Source organism: Sphingomonas sp. UYEF23, assembly GCF_040546165.1.
Taxonomy (GTDB): Bacteria; Pseudomonadota; Alphaproteobacteria; order Sphingomonadales; family Sphingomonadaceae; genus Sphingomonas; species Sphingomonas glacialis.
The window spans coordinates 186,523-212,867 of sequence record NZ_JBEPNG010000002.1; the positions used below are offsets into that span (position 1 = coordinate 186,523).

Consider the following 26,345-nt stretch of genomic DNA (forward strand, 5'->3'; position numbering starts at 1 on the left):
GCGCGTCACAGCAACGCCATGTGGTTGCGATGGATCAACGCGGCGCGCGGCGCGTAGCCGAGGATCGCGGCATGATCGGTGCTGCGCTTGCCGGTGATTGCGACGGCGTCGGCCATGTCATACTCGCTCAACCCCCGGGCGAGCGTGCGCCCGTCGGGGCCGATCACTGCGACCAGATCGCCGCGTGCGAAGCCGCCCGAAACCGCTGTCGCGCCGGCCGCGAGCAAGCTCTTGCCGCCCAGCAGCGCGGCCGCGGCGCCGGCATCGATCGTGATGTCGCCCTTGGCGGTCAGCCCGCCCGCGAGCCAGGCTTTGCGCGCCGGCGCAGTTTTCTCGGCGACGAACACCGTGCCGCGCCCGCTCGTGTCGTACGCGGCGAGCGGATGGTCGACATGCCCCGACACGATTGCGAGATGCGCGCCCGCTGCGGTCGCGATTCGCGCTGCTGCGATCTTCGAGACCATCCCGCCAGAGCCCATGCCCGAGCCCGACCCGCCATCGGCCATCGCCTCGAATCGTGCGTCGATTCGCTCGACGCGCGGGATCAGCGTCGCGTGCGGATTGGTGTTGGGGTTGGCATCGTACAGTCCGTCGATGTCCGACAGCAGGATGACGCCCTGCGCGCCCGCGGCTTGCGCAACGCGTGCGGCGAGCCGGTCATTGTCGCCGAAGCGGATCTCGGCGGTGGCGACGCTGTCATTCTCGTTGATCACCGGCACGACGCCGAGCGACAGCAATCGTCCGAGCGTCGCCGAGGCGTTGAGATAGCGCCGGCGATCCTCGAGATCGTCGAGCGTGACGAGCATCTGCGCAGCGGTCAGCCCTTCGGCGCCGAGCAGTTCCGCCCACACCTGCGACAGCGCTATCTGTCCGGTCGCGGCGGCGGCCTGCGCGTCCTCCAGGCTGGCGCGCCCGCCCTTGGGGAGCTTCAGGCGCCGCGCACCAAGCGCAATCGCGCCCGAGGAGACCACTGCGATCTCCTGACCAGCGCGCGCGCGCGCGGCGATATCGGCGACGAGACTCGCCAGCCAGCCGCGCCGCACCGTGCCATCGGGCGCGACGAGCAGCGACGAGCCGACCTTGACGATCAGGCGCGGGCAAGCGGCGGGGGCGAAGACGGACATTGCGACGAGCGTTAGCGCGTGGCGCGGCGTGCGCCAACCGCGTTCAGTCGCGCGCGAAGATCTCGTCGTGCGCGATCGTGAGACTGAGTGCGGGGAGGGGGAGTTCGAGCGGAAGGCTATGCGTGGTGTCGTTCCACCCATTGGGACCGGTACGTTGGATCACGCGCAAGCGCTCGATCGCGATGTCGACAAAAACAATCGTATCCACACTCGGCAGCGCCCGATATTCGGCGAGCTTGATCCCCAGGTCCGTTCGGGCCGTGCCGTCAGATAGAATTTCAAAGAGGATTCGTGGGTCGGGCGCGGACGTGTCGGCGTCATGCGCAGCGCTTTCGCGCCCGCAAAACACACTGACATCGGGATAGCGGATCGACATGTCGCGCGTTCTGGTCGCCATGTCGGGTCCATATGCGGCGCAGCCCGTCCCGCGAAGATTTGGGGCGAGCGCTACGATGAGATTGCTCTGCACACGAGCGTGGCGTTGGGTCCCGCCCGCCATCATCCGAATCACGCCATTGTCGAGTTCCGCCTTGAGATCGCCGAAGTCGATTTCAAGGAATTGCTCGGCGGTCAGCAGCGGATAGACAGGACGCGTAGCCATGCCCTGCTCATATCATACCCGCTACCGGTCTCAAACCGGCGACCATTCCCCCGGCGAATCATCATCGCGCGCCGGTGCGCCCTCGGGCGGACCGATTTCCTCGATCAGCCGCTCGACCACCGCCTCGATCCCCGTGCCGCCTGCGCCCGACATCGGCAGGACATCGGCCTTGCTCGCGCGCTTCAACTTGGTGACGAGCTTCTTGACCTCGGCGGGATCCAAGGCGTCGATCTTGTTGAGCCCGATGACTTGCGGCTTATCCACAAGCCCACCGCCGTACGCGTCGAGTTCTCCACGGACGATCCGGTAGTTACCCACAGGGTCTTCCTCGGTCGCGTCGACGAGATGGAGCAGAACCTTGCAGCGCTCGATATGCCCGAGGAAACGGTCGCCGATCCCGGCACCATCGGCCGCGCCCTCGATCAGGCCGGGAATGTCGGCGATGACGAATTCGCGATTGTGACGGCTCACCACACCCAATTGCGGGCGCACGGTGGTGAAGGGATAGGCGCCGACCTTGGCCTGCGCATTGGTCACGGCGTTGATGAAGGTTGACTTGCCGGCATTGGGCAGCCCGACGAGACCCGCATCGGCGAGCAGCTTCAACCGCAGCCAGATCCACATCTCTTCATACGGCCAGCCCGTGCCGTGCTGGCGCGGCGCGCGGTTGGTCGAGGTCTTGTAGGTCGCGTTGCCGCGCCCGCCATCGCCGCCGCGCAGGAAGACGACGCGCTCGCCGGGCACGGTGAAGTCGGCGAGCACCTCTTCCTTGTCCTCGGACAGCACCTGCGTGCCGACGGGCACGCGGATGATGAGATCGTCGCCGCCGGCGCCGGTGCGGTTCGACCCCGAGCCGCCATGCCCACGTGGCGCGCGGAAATGCTGCGTGTAGCGGAAGTCGATCAGCGTGTTGAGACCGGGGACGGCCTCGAAAATGATGTCGCCGCCCTTGCCGCCATTGCCGCCGTCGGGGCCGCCATATTCCATGAACTTTTCGCGGCGGAAGCTGACGGCGCCTTGGCCACCCGCGCCCGACCGGACGAAGATCTTTGCTTGGTCTAGAAAATGCATCGGCGGCCCTTAGCCGAAGATACGATTTTTAGCCAGTCGCTGCGGGAAGCGCCACGCGTGCCGATATCAGCTGTTCGAGCGCGAGCTCGCGCGCTTTGCCGAGCGGCAGGCCGAGCGCCTTCGCCATCGGCCCGCCGAGCAGCGAATCACCCAGCGCCATCAGCACGAGTTGCAGCGTTTCCTCATGGATCGGCTTGCCGCCGACCATGTCGGGATCGGCCGCGAGATCGTCGACCAGCCGGTGGATCGCCTCGAGGATCGGGTCGAGCGCATCCTCGTTGCCGGTCAGGATCATCCAGCTCGCCATCGCCCCCGCGCCTTGCGCAAAGGCGTCGAACGTCATGTCGACGACGACGCGCGGATCCTGCTCGCCCGCGCGCGCGCGCTTGGCCGCCGCGCCGATCTGCGCGGTGATCGTATCGGCGAGATGCGTGATCAACGCCTTCTGCAGATCCGCCGCCGAACCGAAATGATGGAGCAAATTGGCATGCGTCCGCCCGATTCGCGCAGCGACGGCCTTGAGCGTGACGGCCTGCGGACCTTGTTCGACGAGCAAGGCGCGGGCGGCCTCGATCGCGGCCTCGCGCGATTCTTCGGGGCTGAGACGTTTGCGGACTATTGACACTGTTGTAAGTAACGCTTAATTCGAGGCCTGTTGTCTTGCTGTTTGGAGGTTTTCGTGGTGAAAGCAACCAGTCCCGCCGATCTGACGATCACCCCGCGCGACCTGCGCTTCGGCCGCGGCGTCCAGATGCGGCGCTGGTGGCTCAACAACGATCCGTTCGCGACCGCGTTCTACAACGCGCTGTCGGTGACGTTTCCGAAGGGCGAGGGGTTCTTCGTCGACAGCGTCCGCAATTTCCGCGAGGGCACGCCGCCGCGGCTTCACGCCGAAATCCAGGCCTTCATCAAGCAGGAAGTGATCCACACGCGCGAGCATGTCGCGTTCAATCGCCATGTCACCGACCAGGGATATGACACCAAGCTGCTCGAACAGCATATCGACCAGGCGCTCGCGCTGACCAAGGGCCGTCCGCCGATCGCGAGCCTCGCCGCGACGATGGCGCTCGAACATTTTACCGCGATGCTGGCGCACGAGCTGATTGCCGACCCGCGGCACCTGGCGGGCGGGGACGAGCAGGCCGCCGCCTTGTGGCGCTGGCATGCCGCCGAGGAGATCGAGCATAAGGGTGTCGCCTACGACACCTGGCTCCATGCGACGCGCGACTGGAGTCGCTGGATGCGCTGGAAGATCAAGGCGCTGGTGATGATCGGCACGACGCAGAAGTTCTTCGCTGGACGCTATAAGGGGATGCTTGAGCTGCTGCGGCAGGACGGGATCACGGGTGTACGCGCGCATTGCGGGATCGTGTGGTACGCGCTCGGCAAGCCGGGGATGGCGCGAAAGATCCTCGGCGCGTGGGTCGCCTTCTTCCTGCCGGGCTTCCACCCATGGAACCACGATGACCGCAAGCTGATCGCACTCGCAGAGAGCGATTATGCCGATGCGGTTCTGCCGCGCGTGGCGGTCGCGGCCTGACCCCACGCCCCGTCGTGCCGGGATCGATCCGGCGTCATGCGCGACCGCGGTGTCGCGCTCACCGTTGACACCGCGCACCTCGCATGAACGCCGGCACGAGGCCGGGGTGACGCAGCCTCAAGCCGCCAGGCTGAAGACTGCGCCGTGCGTCTCTTCGGCCAGATCGAGCTCGAGCGTCGCGCATGGTGCCTCGGCGCCGCGCGCGATGCTGTGCAGCATCGCCTCTCCAGTCGGTCGGAAGCCGAGCTTGGCCAGCACTTTGCCCGATGCGGGATTGTCGATGAAGTGGTTGGCGCGCAGCCGGTCGAGACCCATCGCATACCGGGCGATCCCGAGCATCGCCTTGCCCGCCTCGGTCGCATAGCCACGCCCGCGCGCGCTCGGCGTCAGCCAATAGCCGAGCTCGTGTGCGCCGCCGGGGTCGCGCTGGAGGATCGATATCGCACCGACCAGTTCGGGATACGCGTGCTCGTGGCTGAAGATCAGGCAATTGACCTCGTCCGCACCCGGCGCGCGCGTGAGCCACGCCTCGGCATCGGCCTTGGTGTAGGGCCAGGGCAGTCGCGACAGCATGCAGGCCACGTCGTAATGCGCGATCGCCTGCGTCAGCGCAGCCGCGTCCTCCAGCCAGCCGGGCCGCAGCGTCAGTCTCGGGGTCCGAGCAAACATCGATACTCTCCTCGTCGCCGCCCTTTGCCCGTCTTGCATGACGAACGAAGGACAATGGGTGGGGAGGGAGCATGAAAAAAGGGAGCCGGGGCGACCCGTCTCCCTTGTTCGGTCCGCTTGCGCGGTCCCGGGTCGCCCTGGTGGGCAACCCGTCCGGTTACCCGATGTTATTCAGCGGCAATCGCTGCCGGCATCTCTACCGAGCAGAATTTGCGACCGAGCTTGCCCTGGTGGAAGGTCACGCGACCTTCGGTCAGCGCGAACAGGGTGTGGTCCTTGCCGATGCCGACATTGACGCCCGGGTAGAACTTGGTGCCGCGCTGACGCACGAGAATGTTGCCCGGAATGACGGCTTCGCCACCGAACTTCTTGACGCCAAGGCGACGGCCTGCCGAATCGCGACCGTTGCGCGAAGAGCCGCCTGCTTTCTTATGTGCCATCTGGGATTACTCCTTACGCCTGAGCGGCCGACGCTTCGGGCGCCGCTGCTTCGGTGGACTTCTTGTCGGCTGCCTTATGGTCGCCGATCGCGGTGATGCGCAGGATCGTGTGACGCTGACGATGGCCGTTCTTGCGACGATAGTTGTGGCGACGACGCTTCTTGAAAACGATGACCTTGTCGGCCTTCGCCTGCGCGATGATCTCTGCGGTGACCGTCAGGCCCTCGAGCGATGCCATCTCCGAGCCTTCGCCCGCGAGCAGAATGTCACCGAGCGTAATCGACGCCCCAGCTTCGCCGTCGAGCTTCTCGACGACGATCTTGTCTCCGGCGGCAACGCGATACTGCTTGCCGCCTGTGCGCACGATTGCGAACATGGCCCTCATCACCTTCAAAAATACCTGTGCTCCACGCAACGGCAAGCCGAGCGCGGGAAAGAAGCGCCAGCTATGCGAGAGCGAGCTCGCTGTCAACCGCCGAGGTGCGGGCGATGCGCTGCAAAAGCGTTGCTCAAACGCAATAGTAGGGCCGAAATCGCCCTATTTTGGATGAGTGGATGCCCGATCGTGAAGTTTATGTTGCATCGCTAAACGACCTGTGGCGCAATCCGATTCGGAACAGACGAGGCGAAGACGAATCCGGCGCAGCACCAGTGCCGGAGAGTCTCTAGCAGCGCATGGTTTCCAAAGTGCAGGCTGCGGCGCAGAAGTCTCTGTGTTCGCTGAAGAAGCGCATGTCTGAAGTCGAATAGAATTTCTGTAAATGCCGGGTTGCACGGCAGGGGGGACTGTGCGCGTCCGATCCGGGAGGCGCACGATACGGTGTACATTCAGGTGAAATCTATCAAAACAGGGGGAATAGCCGTGATGTTCAGACAGTCCATTTCGTTGCTGGCACTTGCTGCCGGTCTGAGCGCATCACCTGCGTTCGCGGCACCCGCCACGGCGCCCGAGGCGCCGGCACAGGCGCTGACCACCGCAGCGGGAGCCGCCGTTGCGCAGGAAGCGCCGAGCGATATCGTCGTCATCGGCACGCGCCGGACCGATCGATCGGTCACCGATTCGGCATCGCCGATCGATGTGATCAGCTCAGCCGAGCTGGCTCAGCAGCCGGCAGTGAACATGCTCGACGCCGTCCGGAACCTCGTTCCGTCCTTCTTCGTCCCGCAGAACACCATCTCTGACGCATCGACCTTCGTGCGTGCGCCGTCGCTGCGCGGCCTGGGGGCGGACCAGATCCTGGTCATGATCAACGGCAAGCGGTACAATCGCTCGGCGCTCGTCAACGTCTATACCGGTGCCGACACGGCGCTGTCGTTCGGGTCGCAAGGCTCCGACATCGGCAACATTCCCGCGATCGCGATCGGCAATTTGCAAGTGCTGCGCGACGGCGCGACCGCGCAATACGGCGCCGACGCGTTGGCGGGGGTGCTCAACTATTCGATTCGCAAGGACGTCGGCTTCGAGGCGCAGGCGCTTTACGGACAGACCTATCGCGGCGACGGCGAAAGCAAGATCTTTTCGGGATACGGTGGGCTGAAGCTCGGCGAACGTGGCTTCGTCAGCCTTGCGGGCGAATATTACGACCAGGGCCAGACCAGCCGCGGCGTGACGCGCGCCAGCGCGATCACCATCCAGGCGAACAACCCCGCGCTCACCGTGCCGAACCCGGCGCAGATCTGGGGAACCTCGCCGGGCCATGGCTACAAGCTGTTCGCCAATGCGGCGCTCGACGTGGGCGCGCAGAGCCAAATCTATTTCACCGGAAACCTGGCGCATAGCGAGACCAACCAGAGCTTCAACTATCGCCCGTCGCAGACGAATGGCGGGTTCGTTCGCAACGATGGCACGGCCAACTCAACGGTGACATTGAGCCGCAACGGATCGTTCAACCCGATCTTCACGACGGCCTGCCCTGCAGGGAATGCGACCTGCCCGACGGGTGGCTTTGTCAATTCGGCGTCGACGCAATTCCCGCTGAACAACGGCGCGACCTACAGTTTCGCGAGCCTCTATCCGGGTGGCTTTACGCCGCGCTTCATCGGTAAGGTCGATCAAATCTATGGGACGCTGGGCTTCAAGGGCAAGACCGGCAGCGGCTTCACCTACGACCTGTCGGGGACGTTGAGCCGCAACTCGCTCGACCTGTCGATGAACAACTCGCTGTCGGCATCCTACGGCCCGCAGAGCCAGACGAGCTTTCAGTTCGGCAAGCTGATCCAAAGCGAAATCACGCTGAACGCCGATTTCACCTATCCGCTCGAAGTCGGCTTCGACAGCCCGATCGTGCTTTCGGCTGGTTCGGAGTATCGCCGCGAGCGGTATGAAAAGACGACCGGTGACCTGCAATCCTATGGTGCAGGGCCCTTTGCATCGCAGCCACTCTATGACCTGGTCGCGCCAGGCGTGTACCAGCGCACCATCGTGCGCGATGCAGCCGGCGTGCCGGTCCTGCTCAACGGCGCCGTCCAGCCTGTCACCGCGACCCAGTCGCCGGCCGCCAGCGGCTATGGCGGCACCAGCCCGAACTTTGCGGGCGTGTCGACCCAGAAAAGCTATGCGTTCTACGTCGGTGCCGAAACCGACATCACCAAGGCGCTGACGGTCGGCTTTGCGGGCCGGTACGAAAACTACAACACCTTCGGCGGCGTCTTGGTGGGTAAGGCGAACGCGCTGTTCCGCGTAACCGACGCGGTGTCGCTGCGCGCAACGGTCGGCAACGGCTTCCACGCGCCTTCGCCGGGCCAGAACAACACGCAGGTCGTGACGACGAACTTCCTCGGCGGCAATCAGGTGCAGACCGGGACCTATCCAACGTCGAGCGCGATCGCGCAATTCTACGGCGCGGGGCTGCTCAAACCAGAGCGGTCGACCAATTATGGGGCGGGTATCGTCCTGAAGCCGACCAGCGCGCTCTCGCTGACGGTCGATGGCTACATCATCCAGATCAAAAACCGCATCGGCATCTCGCAGAACTTCACGGTGACCCCGGCGAACATCACGGCGCTGCCGGCGCTGGCGTCGGTCGGTCTCGGCGGCGTGGTGAACTATTTCACCAATGGCTTCGACGTCTCGTCAAAGGGGATCGAGGCGGTGGCGAACTATCGCACCAAGCTGCTGGGCGGGCCGATCAACTTCACGCTGGCGTATAGCTACAACAATTTGAAGGCGAAGAACATCAAGCTGACGACCACCGGACAGCCGCTGGTCAGCTTGCAGCAGCAATATAACATCGCCAACCTCGCGCCGCGCCACCGCATTACCGCCTCGGCCGGGTGGCAGGTCGACGACTTCTCGATCAACGCGCGCGCCAACTATTTCGGCGAATGGTCGAACGCGCTCGAGTACAACCTCGTCGCACCGGCCGCCGGCGCAACAACGGCACCGGCGTCGCAGATCTTCGGGGGGAAGGCGTTGTTCGACCTCGACGTCAGCTACACCTTTGCCGAGCACTTCACGTTGACGTTGGGCGCGAACAACCTGTTCAACACCTTCCCCGACAAGATCAAGGCATCGCCGGTCAACCCGATCTATGCGCTTTCGGGCGGGCTGAACGACGGCCAGGTCTATCCACGCTCGGGCGGACCGTTCGGCATGAACGGCGGGTTCTACTACGCCCGTCTGCGCGTCAAATACCGAGGGTAGCATGATCCGGGGGCAGCGATGCTCCCGGGCCTGGGTTGCGACACGACCAACGAAAAGGGGCGGCGGATCGCACGATCCACCGCCCCTTTCTCCTCGTCACACGCAGGCGCGAATCAGTGGCGGTGTTCGCGCCGCAGCGGATATTTGCCGTCCTCATACTCGCCGAACAGCCCCGAGATCGCCGGATGATCGACTGGCTCGTCGAGATCGTCGGGCACCAGATTCTGCTGGCTGACATAGGCGACGTAGCTCGACTCCATGTTCTCGGCGAGCAAATGGTAGAACGGCTGGTCCTTGCGCGGGCGGATGTTCTCCGGGATCGCGTCATACCATTCGTCGCTGTTGGCGAAGACCGGGTCGACGTCGAACACCACGCCGCGGAAATCGAACATGCGGTGGCGCACGACGTCGCCGATCGCGAAGCGTGCGTGGCTGATCGGCGCCAGCGGAATTTCGGCGGAGAAGGGCGGGGAGGTAATCGGGGTGCGGTGCATGGGTCTAACTTAGGCCCTGTTCCGCGCTGCACAAGAGAATGCTGCGGCAAAGCCTTGCGCTCCCCGATCTACTGCGTTAGTGGCCCCCGCTCACCGACCGGTGCCGCTTCGTGGGTCTCCCTCACAGACGGCATCATATGACCTCGCGGAGAGGTGGCAGAGTGGTCGAATGTACCGCACTCGAAATGCGGCGTGCCCTCACGGGTACCGTGGGTTCGAATCCCACCCTCTCCGCCATTTCCTTATCTGCAAGACAAGGCTAAAGCCCGCCACATGGCATCCTACAAAGAACCTTCCTTCAAAGACCGCGCCGCCCTCTCGGCCGACGCCAAGCAGCGCGCCCTCGAGAAGTTGAAGGCCAAGCCGCCGGTCGATCCCGCCGTCGTCGCTGCCCGCGCCGCCGCGCGCGAAGCGAAGGAAGAGGCCGAAGCCAAGAAGCGCGAAGAGAAAAAGGCCGCGCTCGAACAGGCCCGGCTCGACAAGCTCGCCAAGGCCGCCGCCGCCGAGCAGGCGATCAAGGATGCCGAGCAGGCCGCGATCCAGGCCGAGATCGACAAGAAGGCGGCGCGCGACGCGCGTTACGCCGCGCGGAAAAGCCGCAAGTAAGCGTCCGGCGCGAATGGGGGGTCGTCTCCCCGTTCGACGCGATCCGCATGTCGGGATAGCGTGTGCGCCAGTGCGCTGGTGAGGAACGCTTTTTATTAACTGACGTTACATTCCGCGCGCAGCCATCCGGCTAGACGCCGGAGGTGATCTTGAGACAACGCGACGACTGGCATCTTACCGACGTGCTCGAGTATGAACACGGCCGCGGCGATCCGTTTGCCGCTGCGGTTCGCGCGACGCGCATGCCGATGGTCATCACCGACCCCGCACAGCCCGACAATCCGATCGTTTTCTGCAACGTCGCGTTTCAGCGCCTGACGGGCTATGATCGCGAAGAAATCATCGGTCGCAATTGCCGGTTCCTCCAGGGGCCCGACACCGATCCTGCCAAGATCGCGGAAATCCGCGACGCGGTCCGCGATGGGCACGCCGTCGACGTCGACTTGCTGAACTATCGCAAGGACGGCACGACCTTCTGGAACGCGCTGTATCTGTCGCCCGTCCGCGACGCCGATGGCGTCGTGCGCTTCTTCTTCGCCTCGCAGTTCGACGTGACCGAGCGCGTCGAGGCGCAGAATATCATCAACGACCAGAAACTGCTGGTCGAGCGCGAAGTCGAGCGCCGCACCGCCGATCTGCGCGCCGCGCTCGAGGCAAAGACGTTGTTGCTTCACGAGGTCGATCATCGCGTCAAAAACAATCTGACGATGATCGGCTCGCTGCTGCGTCTGCAAGTCCGCACGATCGACGATCCGTCGATCGCAGCCAAGCTCGATTCGATGCTCGAGCGCGTCGACGCTTTGGCGGTGGTGCATCGCCAGCTCTACCAATCGTCCGATATCGCGCGGTTCGATATCGGCAGCTTTGCGGAAAACCTGATTTCCGACGTGGTCGGGTCGAGCGGCCGGGGCGACATCGATCTGGATATCAAGGCGCAACCGCTGTTCGTCGATGCGGCGAACGCCTCGGCGCTCGGCCTGATCCTCAACGAGATCCTCACCAACGCCGTCAAGCACGCGTTCGCCGACGGCCGGTCGGGCAGTTTGAGCCTGCTGGTCGAGGGCGAGGAGGATCACGGGATCATCAAGATCTGTGACGACGGTCCCGGCATGCCCTCGAGCCAGCGCAGCCGGAGCATCGGCACGTCGCTGATCACGCGTCTCGCGCGGCAGGCCAATGCCGAGGCGACGTGGCGCGACGCCAAGCCCGGCACGTGCGTGACGATCACCTTCCCCAAGACCGAGATGCGATCATGACGCGGACCATGGACGTGCTGGTCGTCGAGGACGAAATGCTCCTGGCGATGGATATCGAGGCGATGATCGAGGATAGCGGGCATCGCGTCCTTGCTGAGGCCGCCAGTCTGCAGGACGTTCAGGCGCTGCCCGACGATCTCAATCCGCAGCTCGCATTCGTCGATCTCCATCTGGCGCACAATTCGACCGGATTCGAGGTGTGCAGCTATATCCGCCAGCATTGGCCCGACACGCTGATCATCTTCGTGACCGCGAACGTCTCGAAGATCCCGGCGGATTTCTCGGGCGCGCACGGTGTCATCGCCAAGCCGTTTTCGCATGCCGGTGTCGTCAACGCGATCAAGTATCTGGCGGACGGGGCGTTCGATCCACCACCGTCGATCCCGCGCCCGGCGAGCCTCGTCGCCTCGCCGCATCTCAAGACACGCTGGGGCTGAGCGCCGACGCCGTTACGGCAGCCCGCGCGCCAGTTCCTCGAGCCACACCCGCGCTGTGCCGTCCGACGGTGCGCGCCAGTCGCCACGCGGGCTGAGCGCGCCGCCCGACGAGACTTTGGGGCCGTTGGGAATCGCCGAGCGCTTGAACTGGCTCGTCGAGAAGAAGCGGTGGAGGAATTTCTCGAGCCAGCCGGCGATCGTCGGGAGGTCATAGGCGACTCGGCCCGCCGCCGGGAAATCGCGCGGCCAGCGTCCCGCGCTCGCATCGCGCCAGGCGTGGAGCGCGAGGAAGGCGATCTTCGACGGCGCCATCCCGTGGCGCACGACGTGGTGCAGGAAGAAATCGTTGAGCGCATACGGCCCGATTCGCGCCTCGGTGCTCTGGATCGCGCCGTCTGCCCCCGCCGGTACCAGCTCGGGCGAAATCTCGGTGGCGAGGATCGCCTCAAGGATCGCGTCGGTCGCGCCGTCATACTGATTCGTACGGATGCACCAGCGGATCAGGAACTGGATCAGCGTCTTGGGCACGCCGGCATTGACCGCATAATGGCTCATCTGGTCGCCGACGCCGTAGGTGCACCAGCCGAGCGCGAGTTCGGACAGGTCGCCCGTGCCGACCACCAGCCCGCCGCGCTGATTGGCGAGGCGGAACAGGTAATCGGTGCGCAGGCCCGCCTGAACGTTCTCGAAGGTCACGTCGTAAGTCGGCTCGCCATCGGCGAACGGGTGGCCCATGTCGCCGAGCATCTGGCGCGCGGCGGGGCGGATGTCTATCTCGGCGCCGTTCACGCCGAGCGCGCGCATCAGCGCCCATGCGTTGTCCTTTGTCCTGTCGCTCGTTGCGAAACCCGGCATGGTGAAGCCGAGGATATGGTCGCGCGGGCGGCCGAGCCGCTCCATCGCTTTCGCGGCGACGATCAGCGCGTGGGTCGAGTCGAGCCCGCCCGATACGCCGATGACGAGCCGCTCGGCATGCGCTGCCTCGAAGCGCTTGAGGATGCCCTCGACCTGGATGTTGAAGGCCTCGTAGCAATCCTCGTCGAGCTTCTCGGGCGTATTGGGCACGAACGGAAAGCGGCGCTGGTCGCGCAGCAGGCCGATGTCGGCGAAATCGGGCTGGTGGGTGAAGCCGATGCGCCTGAAGCGCGTCTCGGGGTCGCCCGCGAGCCGTGCCGAATCGTTGAAGGTGCCGACGCGCATCCGCTCCTGCGCGATTCGCCCGACATCGACATCGGCGAGCACCAGCTCGGAGTCGCGCCCGAAGCGCGTCGATTCGGCGAGCAGCTCGCCGAGTTCGTGGACCATGCCCTGGCCGTCCCAGGCGAGGTCGGTCGTGCTCTCGCCCGAGCCGGCGGCGGAGAAGACATAAGCACATACCGCGCGCGCGGATTGCGAGGCGCACAGCATCGCGCGTTCGCGCGCCTTTCCGACGACGATGTTCGATGCGGACAGGTTGCAGCAGATCAGCGCGCCGGCGAGCGCCCCCATCGTCGAGGGTGGGGTCGGCGCCCAATAATCCTCGCAGATTTCGGCATGGAGCAAGAAGTCGGCGAGATCGTCGGCGGCGAAGAGCAGGTCGGTGCCGAATGGGACGGTCTGCCCGGCGAGCGTGATGTCGCTGACCGGCAGGCCGGAGCCGCTCGCGAACCAGCGCTTCTCATAATATTCGCGGTAATTGGGCAGGAAGGTCTTGGGCACCACGCCGAGGATCCGCCCGCGCGCCATTACCACTGCGCAGTTGTAGAGCCGGCCGTTGCGGACCAGCGCTGCGCCGAGCACGAGAACCGGGCGCAGCTTAGTGGTCGCCTCCGCCACCGCGGCGATGGCCGCCTCGGTCGCGCGTTGCTGCGCGGTCTGCAGATGGAGATCGTCGATCGCGTAGGAGGTGAGGTTGAGCTCGGGGAAGACGAGCAGGTCGGCGCTTTGCGCATGGCCCTGCTCGGCGAGCGCGATCGTCGCCGCCGCATTGGCGGCGCAATCGCCGACGGTCGCGCGCGGGGTCGCCGCGCCGACGCGGATCAGCCCGTGGCTGTGGATCGAATGGAACGGGTGCGCCTTCGCCATCCACAAGCGCTTAACGGGCTTTGCTTTTGAAAGCGACACCCTGCACGGTCGGTTGGCCATCACCAGGAGGTTCGACAATGCAGATCCGCGTACGCGCGCGCCTCGGGCTGGCGCGATGAGCCGGATCGGCCGCCTCAAGATCAAGGCGCAGCTCTATTGCGGCGACGAGCTCGCGATGGGGCCGGGCAAGGCCGATCTGCTCGACGCGATCGCGCGCGAGGGGTCGATCTCGGGCGCGGGGCGCGCGATGGGGATGAGCTATCGGCGCAGCTGGCTGCTCGTCGACAGCATGAACCGGTGTTTCGTCGAGCGGCTGGTCGAGACCGTCGCCGGTGGCGGGGCGGGGCGGGGGGCTTCGCTCACGCCGACGGGCGTAGCGGTGCTCGCCGCTTACCGCACGTTGGAGGCGGCGCTGGCCGAATCGGCAGGCAGCGGCGCGATGGCCGAGCTCGACGCTTTGCTGCGCGCGGTGCCGCTACCGCCGGTCAGGGACGATTCGTGATCAGCACCGGCGCGGCGGCGGCCTTGCTGCCGGCGATCTGGAGCACGTAGCGACCGGGCGCGAGTTTGAAGTCGACCATCTTGGCGATGCCGCTGCACGCCACGCCGTGTGCGTGGGCGGTCGAGGTCTGCGCCTTGCGGCTCTTGACCACGTCGATCCACGCCGGAGTGCCGAGCAGCACGCGATACGTCCCCGCGCGCGAGACCGAAAAACTCGCCATGCCGCCGAGGCTGGCCGGCTCGCCGGGCTTGGACGGCGTGGACGGGTAGCGGACCGAATCCTTCGGGGCGAGCATCAGCTCGGTGCGGCGGCCGACCGTCAGCCGCGTGCGGGCGAGCGTAGCGCGATCAGTCGCGGCGGCAAGGCTCGGGCCGGTCTTCCACGCCGCCAGTTCGGCGGGGAGCGGCGCGGCGGGGGTCGGGCAGGTCTCGGGCGCGTGCTCCATCGGCGCCGCCTGCGCGGCGAGGAGGACCGGGGCGAGGATGGGGGCGAGCAGCAGGAACAGGGAACGCATCGAGGGTCGCCTTGGCCGGAGGATCGCCCCGGCTATACGGCGGCGCGCCAAGGCGGGCAATTCACGAGACGACGCGCCGCGCCTCGCCGACCTGCCAGGCGAGCAACGCCGGCACCGCGATGATCACGTCGCGCGCGCGCTTGAGCAGCGACAGCGCGAGCGCGGTCGCGGGCGGCAGGCCGACGAGCGGGCCGATCAGCACATACGCTGCCTCCTGCACCCCGATCGCGCCGGGGATCGCGAAGGCGACGCTGCGCAGCGTGAAGATCAGCGCCTCGATCATCAGCACCGCCCACAGCGGGACGTGCGAGCCCATGAACTGCAGCGCGATCCACGCCCCGGTGGCGCTCGCCAGCCACGCCGCGAGGTTGAAGGCGAAGGCGAGAAGGACGCGCTTGGGCTCGCGATAGATCGCGTCGAGCTGGTCGCGCACCGCCGCCATCGCCGCGACCGATCCGGGCAGCATCCGTGCACCGAGCGAGCCGGCGAGTTTCAGCACCGGTTTCTGCGCGAACACGAACAGCAGCATCAGCGCGATCATCGCCGCAACCCCGCCGAGCGCGAGCGGCACGAGCCCCTGCTGCATCGGGGCATGCGACAGCACCATCAGCAACACCGCGACGCCGCCGAGCGTAAAGATCAGTTGTGCCGCCATCTCGGTCGTCATGTCGGCGATCATCGAGGCGTAGATCACCGGCTGCGGCACGCCGAACGCGGCGAGCGTGCGCGCGCCAACGACGAGGCCGCCGAGCTGCGAGAAGGGGAGGATGTCGGTCGCCGCCTCGCGCGTGGTGCGCGCCCAGACGAACAGCCACAGCCGCTCGCTCGGCTGGTCGGTCGCGACCGCGAGCCACGCCATGCCGAGCAGGCCGAGCACGCCCGCCGACCAGAGCACGAACGTCGCCATGCCGATCCAGCCAATCGACGCCATCGCGGCGAGCACTTGCCCGATCCCGACGGTGCCGACGGTCCCCGCAGCAACGGCGAGGCCGACGATCGTTGCGAGGAGGAGCCCGATACGGGCGGAGCGGTTCATCGTGTGCCCGATACTGGAGCTGGGCTACCTTCGTCACCCCGGGCTTGTCCCGGGGTCCACTGGGATGCGCGGCCTGCGGGCCGAGCGAGCGCGGCACGGTGGACCCCGGCACGGGGCCGGGGTGACGGGTTTGGGGCGGCGGGATCGCGGGCCCCTATGGGGCCCGCATAGTCTGGCCGGGGAAGGATTCGCGCGGAGACGCGGAGACGCGGAGGGGGTGCGCTCGTGGCGCAGCGCGCTTGCTTCTTCCGAGCGGAATGGAAACGCTTCGCGCGCGGCTTCCGCACTATCTCTGCGCCTCTGCGCCGCTGCGCGAACCCTTCAACCCCAGCCACGTATCGCCATCTCCGAAAGAGTTAAGCCGCTGTGGCAGCTTTCTTCTTTCCCATAAAGCGCAACACCAGCCGGATCGCGCCAGGGACAAACTTCGGACGGATCAGCCGCTCGTCATAGACCGACAGCCGCCGGTCGTTCTCGGCAAGGCAGATCGCCGCGAGCTCGGGGAATTCGATCTCGACGCCAAGCTCCTTCGAACCGTTGAGCGTGAAATTGTTCTCCTGCGCCTTGGTATTGTCGTCGCCCATGCCCTTGGCCATGTCGATCCGTTCCCAGATGAGCGCGATCCACACCGCCCACACCTTGAGTTCGAACCACGGTCGGCGCCACAGCGGCATGGTGCGGCGGTGCCAGGCAACCCAGTTGACGAAGAACAGGATGTGCCGCCCTTCCTCGCGCATCACCGGCTCGAACGTCTCGACCAGTTCCTCGGGGAAGAAGCCGGTGTCCTTGGCGATCTTGAACAGCCCGAAGCCGAAAAAGCTATCGATGCATTCGGAAAAGCCCGTCCGCATGAAGGCGAATTCGGGATCGCGCGGGCGCTTATACTCTTCCTCGGGCTGGAGCTCGATGCCGTAGAAGGTGACCATGTCGGCGAGCACGATCTTGTGGCGGCTCTCCTCATACGCATTCATGTCGATCGCGTCGCGCAGCAACGGATCGGCGATCTGCTCGCCGTAGGTCTTGACGTTCATGCCCGCGCGACCCTCGGTCGCGACCGCGATATCCCAGATCGGCAGCGAGACGATGCGTTGGCGCGTTTCCTCGTCGATCACCGGCCAGTCGATCAGCGCGGGGCGATACGGGTCGTGCGTGTCCAGCATCGTGCGGCAGAACAAGGTCTTGTGCGCATCGCTGCCGAGCGGAACGCGCGTGCCGGGGGCGGGGCCGGCGGGGGCCATGGATTTGGGGATGAAGTTCATCGGGTCTCTCCCGGTTACAGATCGGCGAAACGCGCCAGGGTTATACCACGCTCGGCGACGATCGCGCGCGCGTTGGAATCGAGCAAGGCGGCGAATTCGGCTTCGTACTGATAGCCCGGCGCCGATAGCGGATAGGGGCCGGTGGCGGGGTGGAGATAGATTTCGCTGACGCCCTCGGGCAGATGCGCGAGCACGCCGCGCAGCCGCTCGGCATGCATCGCGCCCGACCAGGCGAGGCCGAAGACGCGGTCGGGCACCTTGACCCCACGCTTGCGCGCCGCGACCTGGACGAGCTTGGCGAAGGGCCGGGCGATGTCGATGCCGCTGACGGGCTCGAACTTGGCCAGTGTCGTGCGATCCTCGATCGGCGCGCGCATCGCCGTCATGCCGTGGCGCAAGCCGACGTCGAGCAGCACGCCGGCGATCACCGGGTGCATGTGCATGTGTTTATGCGTGTTGACGTGATCGAGCGGCAGGCCGGTCGCTTCGAACAACGCGAATTGCGCTTCGATCTCGGCTTCGAGCTGACGTCGGACCGATTTCAAGCCGACCAGTTTCAACGCGACGGGGAGCGACTCGATGCGGAACTTGCCGTGCGCATCGACCAGATCGGGGATCTGCGCCGGCGGCAGCGCGGGCGGCGTCTCGGCAAGCGCGACGTGCAGCCCGACCCCGAGCGTCGGTGTCCGCCGCGCGCGCTCGACCGCATCCGCCGCGCCTGCGCCCGTCACCATCAGGCTGGTGACGGTCAGCACGCCCTCGCGATGCGCCTGCTCGACGGCGGCGTTGACCTCGATCGAGACACCGAAATCGTCGGCGGTGATGATGGCGGTCTTCACGCCGGCGCGAAGCCGTAGAACACCGGGTCGGCGAGCACGGCATCGGCGACGTTCTGCGGGTTGGGCACGGCGATCCGGCGCAGCAGCGCGATCATCGCGGTACGATCGCGCGCGCGCACCGCGTCTTCCCACAGCTCGACCCGGCCCGTCGCGGCGAGCCGCTCATTGACCGTCATTCCGGCAAGCGTCGTCGTCATCAGTTCGGCTCAGGCAGGCTCTTTGCGGCGACGCAGGAAGTCGAAGAATTCGACGCCCTCGCGCAGGCGGCGCTTCATCATCTGCCAGTCGGTCAGCATCTCGCGGACGATGTCCCAGATCTTCGACGGGCGGAAGTAGAAGCGCTTGTAGAACTCCTCGACCTTGTCGAAGATCAGCGCCGAGGGGAGATGCGGGTAGGACAGCTGTGCGATCTGCGTACCGCCGTCGGTCAGCAGGTGATCGCCACCGTCGAACCAATTGTTCTCGACCGCCTGCTTGTACAGGAACGTCCCCGGATAGGGCGCCGCCAGCGACACCTGGATCGTGTGCGGATCGATCTCCTTGGCGTAGTTGATCGTCTCCTCGATCGTCTCTTCGGTCTCGCCCGGGAGCCCCAGGATGAAGGTGCCGTGGATGACGATGCCGAGTGCGTGGCAATCCTTGGTGAACTGCCGCGCGACGTCGACGCGCAGGCCCTTCTTGATGTTGTGCAGGATCTGCTGGTTGCCGCTCTCATAGCCGACGAGCAGCAGCCGCAGGCCGTTGTCCTTGAGGATCTTGAGCGTCTTGTACGGCACATTGGCCTTGGCGTTGCACGACCAGGTCACGCCCAGCTTGCCGAGCTCGATCGCGAGCTCCTCGACGCGCGGAAGGTTGTCGGTCAGCGTGTCGTCGTCGAAGAAGATTTCCTTGTTCTGCGGGAAAGCCTCCATCACGTACTTCACTTCCTCGATCACATGGCCGATCGAGCGCGTGCGGTAGTTGTGCCCGCCGACGGTCTGCGGCCACAGGCAGAAGGTGCAGCGGCTCTTGCAGCCGCGGCCTGTGTAGAACGAGACATAGGGGTGGAGCAGGTAGCCGCCGAAATACTTCTCCATCTGCAGATCGCGCTTGTAGATCGGCGAGACGAAGGGGAGGCTGTCCATGTCCTCGATGACCTTGCGGTCCTTGTTGTGGATGATCGCGCCGTCGTCGTCGCGCCAGCTGATCCCCTCGACCTCGCGCAGCGGCATGCCGTTGGCGACATCGACGATCGTGAAATCGAACTCGTTGCGCGCGACGAAATCGATCGCGGTCGAGGTTTCGAGCACCTTGGTCGATTCGACCGCGGCCTTGGCGCCGATGAAGCCGATCTTGATGCGCGGGTTGCGCTGCTTGATCAGCTCGGCGGTGTGGACGTCCTGACGGAACGACGGGGTCGAAGTGTGGAGGATGACGAGGTCGCGCTCGTCCATCTCATGCTTGATGTCGTCCCATGACTGGTCGTGCGCGGGGGCGTCGATCAGCTTCGATCCCTCGACCATCGCGGCGGGCTGGGCGAGCCAGGTCGGATACCAGAACGACTTCACTTCGCGCTTCATCTGGTAGCGCGCACCGGCACCGCCGTCGTAACCGTCGAACGAGGGAGCCTGGAGAAAAAGGGTCCGCAACATGTCTTAGTGCTCCGTGGCCGCTGCGATGCGGCCGTCCTGCTTCATTGTAAGGGTCGCCCCGCGCCAATCAACCGACCGGACGAAGAAGCTGGCGATATAGACCGCAAAAGCGGCGAAATCATGCAGCAACGCGATTCCGAACGACGCGACCGGTCTCCCTACCGCCGCATCGACGCTTCGCACAACCACCCAGCGCGCGAAAATTGCTGCAAGTGCGAGGATGCCGCCGGCGGCGGGCCAATACAGCGCGGCCAGCACCGCGACGGGGAGCGGCAGGCCGACGATGCTGCCGACATAGGGCCAGAAGGTCAGATCGCGCACCGTGGCCGCCCAGCGCAGCTCGTGGCGCCATAGGGCGCCGAAGCTTGGCTCGTCGCAGGCATGGGTGACGAGGAACGGCGGCACAGCGACCTGTAGCCCGAGCGCGCGAACACTTTCGCCGATGGCATAATCGTCGGCGAGCACGTCGGCGAAGCGGGCGAAACCGCCGATCGCGTCGAGCGTCTCGCGGCGCAGCGCGATCGTCGATCCCATGCACGGCGTCGCGAGCCGCTTGGCAACGCCGAAGGTCGCGCCGAGCAGGAACTGATAACTGACGCCGGCGGCGGCCATCAGCGACCAGAATTCGGCATCGCCGCGCCCGCGATAGAGGCAGGTGACGGCTCCGACGCCTGGGGCATCGAGCGCGGCGAGCAACTGCGCGACATAGTCCGGTGCGACCGCGATGTCGCTGTCGCTGAGGATCAGGATCGGGTGGCGTGCGACGCGGTCCATGTTGATGAGGTTCGACAGCTTGCCGCTCGCGCCGTGGACGGTGGCGTCGATGACGAGCTCGATATCCGCTTGCGGGTGTGCTGCCTTGAGCGCGGCGACCACGCCAATCGCGGCATCGTCCGCACGCTGCACGCCGAGGACGATTTGCAATGGCCCGTCGTGCGTCTGCGCGAGGAAGGTCGCGAGGTTGTCGAACAGCCGCGGCTCCGGGCCGTAGAGTGGCTTGAGCAAGGTGACGGCTTCGTTGCGTGCCGGCGCGCGAACGACTGCGGCGAAGAAGCGGCGGAACGTGTGCGCGGAGACGAGCAGGAAGCCGATCCCGCACGCGGCGATCGCAATCGCCAGCCAGCCGAGCGCCGTACCGATAAGGATTGGGAGATGCTGCACGATGGTGGCCCTTACGCTGCCGGAGCGGGGTGGGCTAGGCGGTGGAAATGTGAAAAGCCCTTCATGTCTTTGCGGTTCCTGTTGTCACCCCGGCCTTGTGCCGGGGCCCACCGGGCAACGCCGCTGCGCCCTGAAGGCCTGCGATGCGCGCGCGGCGCGGTAGGCCCCGGCACCCGGCCGGGGTGACGGCGGGGGGCACTTCTTCCTCCCCCTGATGGGGGAGGATTGCCGGTGGACGCATCGCGGAGGTTTGACTGGACGCCGCGGCGTTCTACAGCGCGGCGGCAAGGAGATACGGTGGCGGACGCAGACATCATACTCGTAACCGGGGTTTCGGGCTTCGTCGGTTCGGCGGTCGCGCTCAAGCTGGCGGCATCGGGCGCGCACGTGCGCGGGCTGGTGCGGGCGAGCAGCGCGCGGACCAACCTCGCCGAATTTCCGGGCGAGCTCGTCGAGGGCGATGCGCGCGATCCCGTCGCGATGGCGCGCGCGATGGCCGGTGTGCGGCATCTGTATCACGTCGCCGCCGACTATCGCATCTGGGCGCGCGACCCCGAGGAGATCGTCCGCAACAACCGTGCAAGCACCGCGGCGGTGATGGAGGCGGCACTTGCCGCCGGCGTCGAGCGGATCGTCTATACGAGCAGCGTCGCGACCTTGCTGCCCCATCATGGCCGACCTTCTGACGAGACTCGCCCCGCAACGCCCGAGCAGGCGGTTGGCGCGTACAAGCGCAGCAAGGTGGTGGCCGAGCGGTTGGTCGAGTGGATGGTGCGCGAGCAGGGGCTGCCCGCGGTAATCGTCAATCCCTCGACCCCGATCGGCCCGCGCGACGCGCGCCCGACGCCGACGGGGCGGATCATCGTCGAGGCGGCAAGCGGGCGGATGCCGGCATTTGTGGAGAGCGGGTTGAACCTCGTCCATGTCGATGACGTCGCGGACGGGCATATCGCGGCGATGGCGAAGGGGCGGATCGGCGAGCGCTATGTGCTGGGCGGGCAGGATGTCGCGTTGCGCGAGATGCTGGCGGCGGTGGCGGGGATCGTCGGGCGCAAGCCGCCGACGGTGCGGATTCCTCGCGCGCCGCTTTTTCCGCTGGCGTGGGCGAATGAGCAGGTGGCGCGCGTGACGGGGAAAGACCCGTTCCTGACGCTCGATTCGCTGCGGATGGCGGCGCACGACATGTATTATTCGAGCGCCAAGGCCGAGGCCGAGCTCAACTATCGCGCGCGGCCGTACCGCGAGGCGTTGGCCGAGGCGATCGCGTGGTTTGCGCAGGCGGGGATGCTGGCGTGATCGTGCTGGGGGTGGCGGGGGTGTCGCTGGCGATCTGGCTGGTGCTGGTGTTTGCGCGCGATGGGTTCTGGCTGACGCGAGAGCGGGACGGTCCCGTCACCCCGGACTTGATCCGGGGTCCATGCGAGCCGGCTGCCGAACCGAACGACCGCCGTGGGGGCGAAGGTCTCGCATGGATGCCGGGTCAAGCCCGGCATGACGGTAAAGGGTGGCCGTCGGTCACTGCGATCGTGCCTGCGCGTGACGAGGCGGAGGTGATCGCGCGCTCGATCGGGAGTCTGGCCGCGCAGGACTATCCAGGCGATTTCCGTATCGTGCTGGTCGATGATTCGAGCAGCGACGGCACCGCTGACATTGCCCGCGCGCTGGCATCGGAGCGACTGAGCGTCGTTACCGGCGCCCCACTCGCGCCCGGCTGGACCGGCAAGCTCTGGGCCGTCTCGCAAGGCATCGCTGCCGCCGGCGACGCGCCCGACTACCTCCTGCTGACCGACGCCGACATCGCCCACGCCCCCGACACGCTGCGCAGCCTCGTGACGCGCGCAGTCGAGGACGACCGCGTGCTCGTCTCGCTGATGGCACGGCTGCGCTGCGAGAGCCTCGCCGAGCGCGCGCTGATCCCGGCATTCGTCTGGTTCTTCCAGATGCTCTACCCGTTCGCCACGGTGAACCGCCGTGGCCGCGGGCTGGGTGCTGCTGCGGGCGGTGTTATGCTGGTCGAACGGAAGGCGCTCGAAGCGGCAGGCGGGATCGCCGCGGTGCGCGCGGCGCTGATCGACGATTGCGCGTTCGGCGCGCTGCTCAAGACCCAAGGGCCGGTCTGGCTCGGGCTGACCGATCGCGCGAAGAGCATCCGGCGCTACGACACATGGGGCTCGGTCGCGGCGATGATCTCGCGCTCGGCTTATGCGCAGCTTCACTATTCGCCGTTGCTGCTTGCCGGCACGACGCTCGGCCTTGCGCTCACCTATCTCGCGCCACCCGTACTCGCGATTGCCGCACGCGGGCCGGCGCAATATGCTGCGATCGCCGCGTGGGCGTTGATGGCGCTGGCGTTCCAGCCGATGTTGCGCTTCTACCGCCGCTCGCCACTTTGGGGACTGCTCCTGCCTGCCATCGCGACCTTCTATGCCGGATGTACGCTGCTCTCGGCGTGGCAGCATGTCCGCGGGCGCGGCGGGCTGTGGAAGGGCCGCGTCCAGGCGGATCTCGCGGCATGAGCGGCGCGACCACCGCCGATGCGCTCGCCTCGGGCAAGGGGCATAAGGACGAGAATTTCCCCGTCGCCTCGGTGCTGCTCAAGCCCGAGCATCGCGCGCCGGTAATGGCCTTCTACCGCTTCGCGCGCGGCGCGGACGACGTGGCCGACAATCCGGCGGTCTCGGCCGACGAAAAGCTCGCACTGCTCGGCGCGATGCGCGCGACGATCCTGGGGACGCGCGACGCCGACGCCGCCTCGGTTGCGCTCCGCGCGACGATGGAGGCGCACCGGATCAGCCCGCAGCACGCGCTCGACCTGCTCACCGCATTCGAGCGCGATTGCACGGTGAACCGCTGCGCCGACTGGGCGGCATTGATAGACTATTGCCGCTACTCGGCGATGCCGGTCGGGCGCTACGTCCTCGACGTGCACGGCGAGGACCAGGCGACCTGGCCCGCGTCCGATGCGCTGTGCGCGGCGTTGCAGGTGATCAACCACACGCAGGACTGCGCGAAGGATTATCGCGCGATCGGGCGAGTCTATCTCCCGCTCGACCTGATGGCGCAGCACGGCGCGCGGCTCGACGACCTCGAAAAGCCCGTCGCCACGCCGGGCCTGCTGGCGACGATCCGCGATCTCGCCGCGCGCAGTCAGCACTTGCTCGACGAATCGGCCGGGTTCGCCGGGCAGATCCACGATCGCCGCCTCGCGGTCGAAGTCGCGATCATCCACCGGCTCGCGGTAAGCCTGACGCAGCGGCTGAAGGCGCGCGATCCGCTCTCGCAGCGCGTCCACCACCGCCCGTACGAGGCACTCGGGCTCGCAGCGTTGGCGGCGGTGTCGCAAACGGTTAAGGGGCGGGGATGAACCCCAAGGCGACTCCCGCGCAGCTCCAGGCGCAAGTCTCCGGCAGCTCCTTTTATGCCGGCATGCGCGTGCTCCCCAAGGTGCAGCGCGAGGCGATGTACGCGGTCTACGCCTTTTGCCGCGAAGTCGACGACATTGCCGATGACGAGATCGGCGACCGGCCCGCGCGGATGGCGGCGCTCGACGCGTGGCGCGCCGATATCGAGTCGCTCTACGCGGGCGGCAATCCCGGGCGCGCGGCGCTCGTCGCGGAGGCGGTGCGCCGCTTCGCGCTCGACAAGGCCGATTTTCTTGCGGTGATCGACGGCATGGCGATGGATGTCGATCGCGATATCCGCTGGCCCTCGATGGCCGAGCTCGAACTCTATTGCGACCGCGTCGCCTCGGCGGTCGGGCGGCTGTCGGTCAAGATCTTCGGGATGGAGGACGCGGTCGGCGTCGCGCTTGCGCACCATCTCGGGCTCGCGCTGCAATTCACCAACATCCTGCGCGACGTCGACGAAGATGCCGCGATCGGGCGCGTCTATCTGCCGCGCGAGGCGCTGCTGGCGGCCGGGGTCGAACTGCTCGATCCGATCACCGTGGTCGGCGATCCGCGTGTCGATGCCGCAGCGCGGGTGCTCGCGGCCAAGGCGCGCACGCATTTCGCCGCCGCGCAAGCGATCCTCGACGCGCGTCCGCGCGGGCATCTCATCGCACCACGGCTGATGGCGGCGGTGTACGCGCCGATTCTGGTGCGGATGGAGGCGATCGGCTGGGCGCCGCCGCGCACCCGGATCAAGGTCAACAAGCCCGCGCTGATCTTCACCGTGCTGCGGCTGATGCTGTTCCGTTGAGCGCGCGGGTCCGGATCATCGGCGCGGGAATGGCGGGGCTCGGCGCCGCGGTCGATCTTGCGCGTGCCGGCACCGCCGCCGAGCTGATCGACGGCGCCGCGCAAGCCGGTGGGCGGTGCCGTAGCTATCACGATCCGCAGCTCGGCCGCACGATCGACAATGGCAACCACCTCGTCTTGTCGGGAAATCGCGCGGTCAACGCCTATCTCGGCGCGATCGGCGCGCTCGACCGGTTGAGCGGGCCATTGCACGCCGACTTCGCGTTCGTCGATCGCGCGACGGGCGCGCGCTGGTCGGTGCGCATCAATGACGGGCGGCTGCCGTGGTGGATTTTCCGAGATGGCCGCCGCGTGCCGGGCACGCGCGCGAGCGACTATCTGCGGTTCGGCGGGTTGCTCGGCGGTGGCGCGGGGCAGACCGTCGCCGATCGCGTCGCGCCGCGCGGCGCGGTGTGGGACAAATTGATCGAGCCGATCCTGCTCGCGGTGCTCAACACGGCGGCGGCAGACGGATCGGCGCGGCTGACCGCGGCGGTCATGCGCGAGTCGCTGGCGATGGGCGGACGCGCGAGCCGACCGCGGATCGCCGAGCCGACACTGGCGGCGGCATTCGTCGACCCTGCGCTGACGTGGCTCGAGGGGCAGGGGACGCACCTGACGCTCGGGCGGCGGCTGCGCGCGCTTAAGTTTGCCGACGACCGCGTCGTCGCGCTCGATTTCGGCGCGGGCGAGGAGCCGCTGGCGCCCGGCGATTCGGTGATCCTCGCGGTGCCGCCATGGGTCGCGCAAGCGCTCGTGCCGGGTCTGGTCGTCCCGACCGACTTCCGCGCGATCGTCAACGCGCATTTCGCTTATGTCCCGCCGCCCGGCGTCGCGCCGATGCTCGGCGTGCTCGGCGGGACGGCGGAATGGATCTTCGCCTTTCCCGATCGGCTGTCGGTAACGATCAGCGCGGCCGACGCGCTGGTCGAGCTCGACCGCGCCGAGCTCGCGGCGCGAATCTGGGCAGATATCGCGGCGATCCACAAACTGCCTGCGACGCTGCCGCCGTGGCAGATCGTCAAGGAAAAGCGCGCCACTTTCGCAGCGACGCCCGAGCAGGACGCCAAGCGCCCGCCCGCGCGCACGCGCTGGCGCAACCTTTTCCTGGCGGGCGACTGGACGCAGACCGGGCTCCCCGCGACGATCGAGGGCGCCTTGCGCTCGGGTGAGACCGCTGCCCGCTTGGCGCGTGGCGTCGCGGTCGGCTAAGGGCGGGG

General features: G+C 66.7%; 27 protein-coding genes and 1 tRNA gene. 12 read left to right on the forward strand and 16 right to left on the reverse strand.

The genetic code is table 11. The features are described 5' to 3' along the window. Positions 1–5 precede the first annotated feature (5 nt). Genes proB through ABIB28_RS04050 form a run of 4 tightly spaced genes read right to left on the reverse strand, consistent with a single transcriptional unit; the run spans position 6 to position 3,421 of the window. Positions 6–1,124 (reverse strand): glutamate 5-kinase, encoded by a 1,119-nt coding sequence (gene proB, locus ABIB28_RS04035; protein WP_354286561.1) that lies wholly within the window; start codon positions 1,122–1,124, stop codon positions 6–8. A gap of 43 nt (positions 1,125–1,167) precedes the next feature. Further along, positions 1,168–1,725: a Uma2 family endonuclease gene (locus ABIB28_RS04040; RefSeq protein ID WP_354286562.1), complete on the reverse strand. Its 558-nt coding sequence runs from the start codon at positions 1,723–1,725 to the stop codon at positions 1,168–1,170. 30 nt (positions 1,726–1,755) lie between these two features. Next, the gene (obgE, locus tag ABIB28_RS04045) at positions 1,756–2,796 is read right to left on the reverse strand and encodes a GTPase ObgE (protein WP_354286563.1); all 1,041 of its coding nucleotides are present in this window, start codon (positions 2,794–2,796) and stop codon (positions 1,756–1,758) included. Between the two features lie 28 nt (positions 2,797–2,824). Then, positions 2,825–3,421, reverse strand: a complete 597-nt coding sequence (locus tag ABIB28_RS04050; protein WP_133189927.1) for a TetR/AcrR family transcriptional regulator — start codon at positions 3,419–3,421, stop codon at positions 2,825–2,827. 54 nt (positions 3,422–3,475) lie between these two features. On the opposite strand from ABIB28_RS04050, the gene ABIB28_RS04055 reads away from it, so the two are divergent. Beyond that, a complete protein-coding gene (locus tag ABIB28_RS04055; protein ID WP_354286564.1) occupies positions 3,476–4,336 on the forward strand; it encodes a metal-dependent hydrolase in 861 nt (286 codons plus the stop codon). 117 nt (positions 4,337–4,453) lie between these two features. Here the strand turns inward: ABIB28_RS04055 and ABIB28_RS04060 are convergent, their stop codons facing one another. The 3 genes from ABIB28_RS04060 to rplU form a co-directional block, all read right to left on the reverse strand. Further along, positions 4,454–5,005, reverse strand: coding sequence for a GNAT family N-acetyltransferase (locus ABIB28_RS04060; RefSeq protein ID WP_354286565.1), 552 nt, complete (start codon positions 5,003–5,005; stop codon positions 4,454–4,456). 167 nt (positions 5,006–5,172) lie between these two features. Then, the gene (gene rpmA, locus ABIB28_RS04065; protein ID WP_133189925.1) at positions 5,173–5,445 is read right to left on the reverse strand and encodes a 50S ribosomal protein L27; all 273 of its coding nucleotides are present in this window, start codon (positions 5,443–5,445) and stop codon (positions 5,173–5,175) included. Between the two features lie 13 nt (positions 5,446–5,458). Further along, on the reverse strand, positions 5,459–5,821 hold the full coding sequence (gene rplU / locus ABIB28_RS04070; protein WP_133189923.1) for a 50S ribosomal protein L21: 363 nt from the start codon (positions 5,819–5,821) through the stop codon (positions 5,459–5,461). Positions 5,822–6,310: 489 nt separating this feature from the next. On the opposite strand from rplU, the gene ABIB28_RS04075 reads away from it, so the two are divergent. Then, positions 6,311–9,088 (forward strand): TonB-dependent receptor plug domain-containing protein, encoded by a 2,778-nt coding sequence (locus ABIB28_RS04075; RefSeq protein ID WP_354286566.1) that lies wholly within the window; start codon positions 6,311–6,313, stop codon positions 9,086–9,088. 113 nt (positions 9,089–9,201) lie between these two features. Here ABIB28_RS04075 and hspQ read toward each other — a convergent pair whose 3' ends face one another. Further along, positions 9,202–9,582, reverse strand: a complete 381-nt coding sequence (hspQ, locus tag ABIB28_RS04080) for a heat shock protein HspQ (RefSeq protein WP_133189921.1) — start codon at positions 9,580–9,582, stop codon at positions 9,202–9,204. A gap of 147 nt (positions 9,583–9,729) precedes the next feature. On the opposite strand from hspQ, the gene ABIB28_RS04085 reads away from it, so the two are divergent. From ABIB28_RS04085 to ABIB28_RS04100, 4 genes are all read left to right on the forward strand, one after another. Continuing rightward, positions 9,730–9,819, forward strand: a tRNA-Ser gene (locus tag ABIB28_RS04085). Between the two features lie 36 nt (positions 9,820–9,855). Then, positions 9,856–10,188 carry a DUF6481 family protein gene (locus ABIB28_RS04090; protein WP_133189919.1) on the forward strand — a complete coding sequence of 111 codons (333 nt, stop codon included), beginning with the start codon at positions 9,856–9,858 and terminating at the stop codon, positions 10,186–10,188. Between the two features lie 143 nt (positions 10,189–10,331). Continuing rightward, positions 10,332–11,444, forward strand: a complete 1,113-nt coding sequence (locus ABIB28_RS04095; protein ID WP_354286568.1) for a PAS domain-containing protein — start codon at positions 10,332–10,334, stop codon at positions 11,442–11,444. Continuing rightward, positions 11,441–11,881 carry a response regulator gene (locus ABIB28_RS04100; protein ID WP_189675445.1) on the forward strand — a complete coding sequence of 147 codons (441 nt, stop codon included), beginning with the start codon at positions 11,441–11,443 and terminating at the stop codon, positions 11,879–11,881. Before ABIB28_RS04095 ends, ABIB28_RS04100 begins: the two co-directional genes overlap by 4 nt. A 12-nt stretch (positions 11,882–11,893) precedes the next feature. Here the strand turns inward: ABIB28_RS04100 and ABIB28_RS04105 are convergent, their stop codons facing one another. Next, positions 11,894–13,945: an NAD(+) synthase gene (locus tag ABIB28_RS04105; RefSeq protein WP_354286570.1), complete on the reverse strand. Its 2,052-nt coding sequence runs from the start codon at positions 13,943–13,945 to the stop codon at positions 11,894–11,896. 115 nt (positions 13,946–14,060) lie between these two features. Here ABIB28_RS04105 and ABIB28_RS04110 point away from each other — a divergent pair, with 115 nt between their 5' ends. Further along, on the forward strand, positions 14,061–14,447 hold the full coding sequence (locus tag ABIB28_RS04110; protein WP_133189911.1) for a winged helix-turn-helix domain-containing protein: 387 nt from the start codon (positions 14,061–14,063) through the stop codon (positions 14,445–14,447). Here ABIB28_RS04110 and ABIB28_RS04115 read toward each other — a convergent pair. The 7 genes from ABIB28_RS04115 to hpnI all read right to left on the reverse strand — a co-directional run bounded on the left by ABIB28_RS04115 (position 14,431) and on the right by hpnI (position 20,887). Continuing rightward, entirely contained in the window at positions 14,431–14,961 is a 531-nt protein-coding gene (locus tag ABIB28_RS04115) for a hypothetical protein (RefSeq protein WP_354286572.1), read from the reverse strand. The two genes, ABIB28_RS04110 and ABIB28_RS04115, sit on opposite strands and share 17 nt — an antisense overlap. 61 nt (positions 14,962–15,022) lie before the next feature. Further along, the gene (locus ABIB28_RS04120; protein ID WP_354286574.1) at positions 15,023–15,997 is read right to left on the reverse strand and encodes a lysylphosphatidylglycerol synthase domain-containing protein; all 975 of its coding nucleotides are present in this window, start codon (positions 15,995–15,997) and stop codon (positions 15,023–15,025) included. A 356-nt stretch (positions 15,998–16,353) separates the two neighbouring features. Further along, on the reverse strand, positions 16,354–17,256 hold the full coding sequence (locus tag ABIB28_RS04125) for a ferritin-like domain-containing protein (RefSeq protein ID WP_354286576.1): 903 nt from the start codon (positions 17,254–17,256) through the stop codon (positions 16,354–16,356). A gap of 14 nt (positions 17,257–17,270) precedes the next feature. Beyond that, on the reverse strand, positions 17,271–18,095 hold the full coding sequence (hpnK, locus tag ABIB28_RS04130; protein WP_354286577.1) for a hopanoid biosynthesis-associated protein HpnK: 825 nt from the start codon (positions 18,093–18,095) through the stop codon (positions 17,271–17,273). Beyond that, positions 18,092–18,292, reverse strand: coding sequence for a hypothetical protein (locus tag ABIB28_RS04135; protein ID WP_322160423.1), 201 nt, complete (start codon positions 18,290–18,292; stop codon positions 18,092–18,094). Before ABIB28_RS04135 ends, hpnK begins: the two co-directional genes overlap by 4 nt. A 9-nt stretch (positions 18,293–18,301) precedes the next feature. Continuing rightward, positions 18,302–19,726, reverse strand: a complete 1,425-nt coding sequence (gene hpnJ, locus ABIB28_RS04140; RefSeq protein ID WP_354286579.1) for a hopanoid biosynthesis associated radical SAM protein HpnJ — start codon at positions 19,724–19,726, stop codon at positions 18,302–18,304. A 3-nt stretch (positions 19,727–19,729) separates the two neighbouring features. Beyond that, positions 19,730–20,887, reverse strand: coding sequence for a bacteriohopanetetrol glucosamine biosynthesis glycosyltransferase HpnI (gene hpnI, locus ABIB28_RS04145; RefSeq protein WP_354286581.1), 1,158 nt, complete (start codon positions 20,885–20,887; stop codon positions 19,730–19,732). A 297-nt stretch (positions 20,888–21,184) separates the two neighbouring features. On the opposite strand from hpnI, the gene hpnA reads away from it, so the two are divergent. From hpnA to hpnE, 5 genes are read left to right on the forward strand one after another with little or no spacing between them, the layout of a single operon-like run. Next, positions 21,185–22,183, forward strand: coding sequence for a hopanoid-associated sugar epimerase (hpnA, locus tag ABIB28_RS04150; protein WP_354286583.1), 999 nt, complete (start codon positions 21,185–21,187; stop codon positions 22,181–22,183). Further along, a complete protein-coding gene (locus ABIB28_RS04155) occupies positions 22,180–23,403 on the forward strand; it encodes a glycosyltransferase (protein WP_354286585.1) in 1,224 nt (407 codons plus the stop codon). The genes hpnA and ABIB28_RS04155 overlap by 4 nt, the downstream gene beginning before the upstream one ends. Further along, positions 23,400–24,251, forward strand: a complete 852-nt coding sequence (gene hpnC, locus ABIB28_RS04160) for a squalene synthase HpnC (protein WP_354286587.1) — start codon at positions 23,400–23,402, stop codon at positions 24,249–24,251. Before ABIB28_RS04155 ends, hpnC begins: the two co-directional genes overlap by 4 nt. Next, entirely contained in the window at positions 24,248–25,087 is an 840-nt protein-coding gene (gene hpnD, locus ABIB28_RS04165; RefSeq protein WP_354286589.1) for a presqualene diphosphate synthase HpnD, read from the forward strand. Before hpnC ends, hpnD begins: the two co-directional genes overlap by 4 nt. Next, the gene (gene hpnE / locus ABIB28_RS04170; RefSeq protein WP_354286591.1) at positions 25,084–26,337 is read left to right on the forward strand and encodes a hydroxysqualene dehydroxylase HpnE; all 1,254 of its coding nucleotides are present in this window, start codon (positions 25,084–25,086) and stop codon (positions 26,335–26,337) included. The genes hpnD and hpnE overlap by 4 nt, the downstream gene beginning before the upstream one ends. Positions 26,338–26,345 lie beyond the last annotated feature (8 nt).

Coding starts and splice junctions, on each gene's coding strand:
- proB (WP_354286561.1), bottom strand. CDS start 1,124: ATGTCCGTCTTCGCCCCCGCCGCTTGCCCGCGCCTGATCGTCAAGGTC.
- ABIB28_RS04040 (WP_354286562.1), bottom strand. CDS start 1,725: ATGGCTACGCGTCCTGTCTATCCGCTGCTGACCGCCGAGCAATTCCTT.
- obgE (WP_354286563.1), bottom strand. CDS start 2,796: ATGCATTTTCTAGACCAAGCAAAGATCTTCGTCCGGTCGGGCGCGGGT.
- ABIB28_RS04060 (WP_354286565.1), bottom strand. CDS start 5,005: ATGTTTGCTCGGACCCCGAGACTGACGCTGCGGCCCGGCTGGCTGGAG.
- rpmA (WP_133189925.1), bottom strand. CDS start 5,445: ATGGCACATAAGAAAGCAGGCGGCTCTTCGCGCAACGGTCGCGATTCG.
- rplU (WP_133189923.1), bottom strand. CDS start 5,821: ATGTTCGCAATCGTGCGCACAGGCGGCAAGCAGTATCGCGTTGCCGCC.
- ABIB28_RS04075 (WP_354286566.1), top strand. CDS start 6,311: ATGTTCAGACAGTCCATTTCGTTGCTGGCACTTGCTGCCGGTCTGAGC.
- hspQ (WP_133189921.1), bottom strand. CDS start 9,582: ATGCACCGCACCCCGATTACCTCCCCGCCCTTCTCCGCCGAAATTCCG.
- ABIB28_RS04090 (WP_133189919.1), top strand. CDS start 9,856: ATGGCATCCTACAAAGAACCTTCCTTCAAAGACCGCGCCGCCCTCTCG.
- ABIB28_RS04100 (WP_189675445.1), top strand. CDS start 11,441: ATGACGCGGACCATGGACGTGCTGGTCGTCGAGGACGAAATGCTCCTG.
- ABIB28_RS04105 (WP_354286570.1), bottom strand. CDS start 13,945: ATGGCGAAGGCGCACCCGTTCCATTCGATCCACAGCCACGGGCTGATC.
- ABIB28_RS04110 (WP_133189911.1), top strand. CDS start 14,061: ATGAGCCGGATCGGCCGCCTCAAGATCAAGGCGCAGCTCTATTGCGGC.
- ABIB28_RS04115 (WP_354286572.1), bottom strand. CDS start 14,961: ATGCGTTCCCTGTTCCTGCTGCTCGCCCCCATCCTCGCCCCGGTCCTC.
- ABIB28_RS04120 (WP_354286574.1), bottom strand. CDS start 15,997: ATGAACCGCTCCGCCCGTATCGGGCTCCTCCTCGCAACGATCGTCGGC.
- ABIB28_RS04125 (WP_354286576.1), bottom strand. CDS start 17,256: ATGAACTTCATCCCCAAATCCATGGCCCCCGCCGGCCCCGCCCCCGGC.
- ABIB28_RS04135 (WP_322160423.1), bottom strand. CDS start 18,292: ATGACGACGACGCTTGCCGGAATGACGGTCAATGAGCGGCTCGCCGCG.
- hpnJ (WP_354286579.1), bottom strand. CDS start 19,726: ATGTTGCGGACCCTTTTTCTCCAGGCTCCCTCGTTCGACGGTTACGAC.
- hpnC (WP_354286587.1), top strand. CDS start 23,400: ATGAGCGGCGCGACCACCGCCGATGCGCTCGCCTCGGGCAAGGGGCAT.
- hpnD (WP_354286589.1), top strand. CDS start 24,248: ATGAACCCCAAGGCGACTCCCGCGCAGCTCCAGGCGCAAGTCTCCGGC.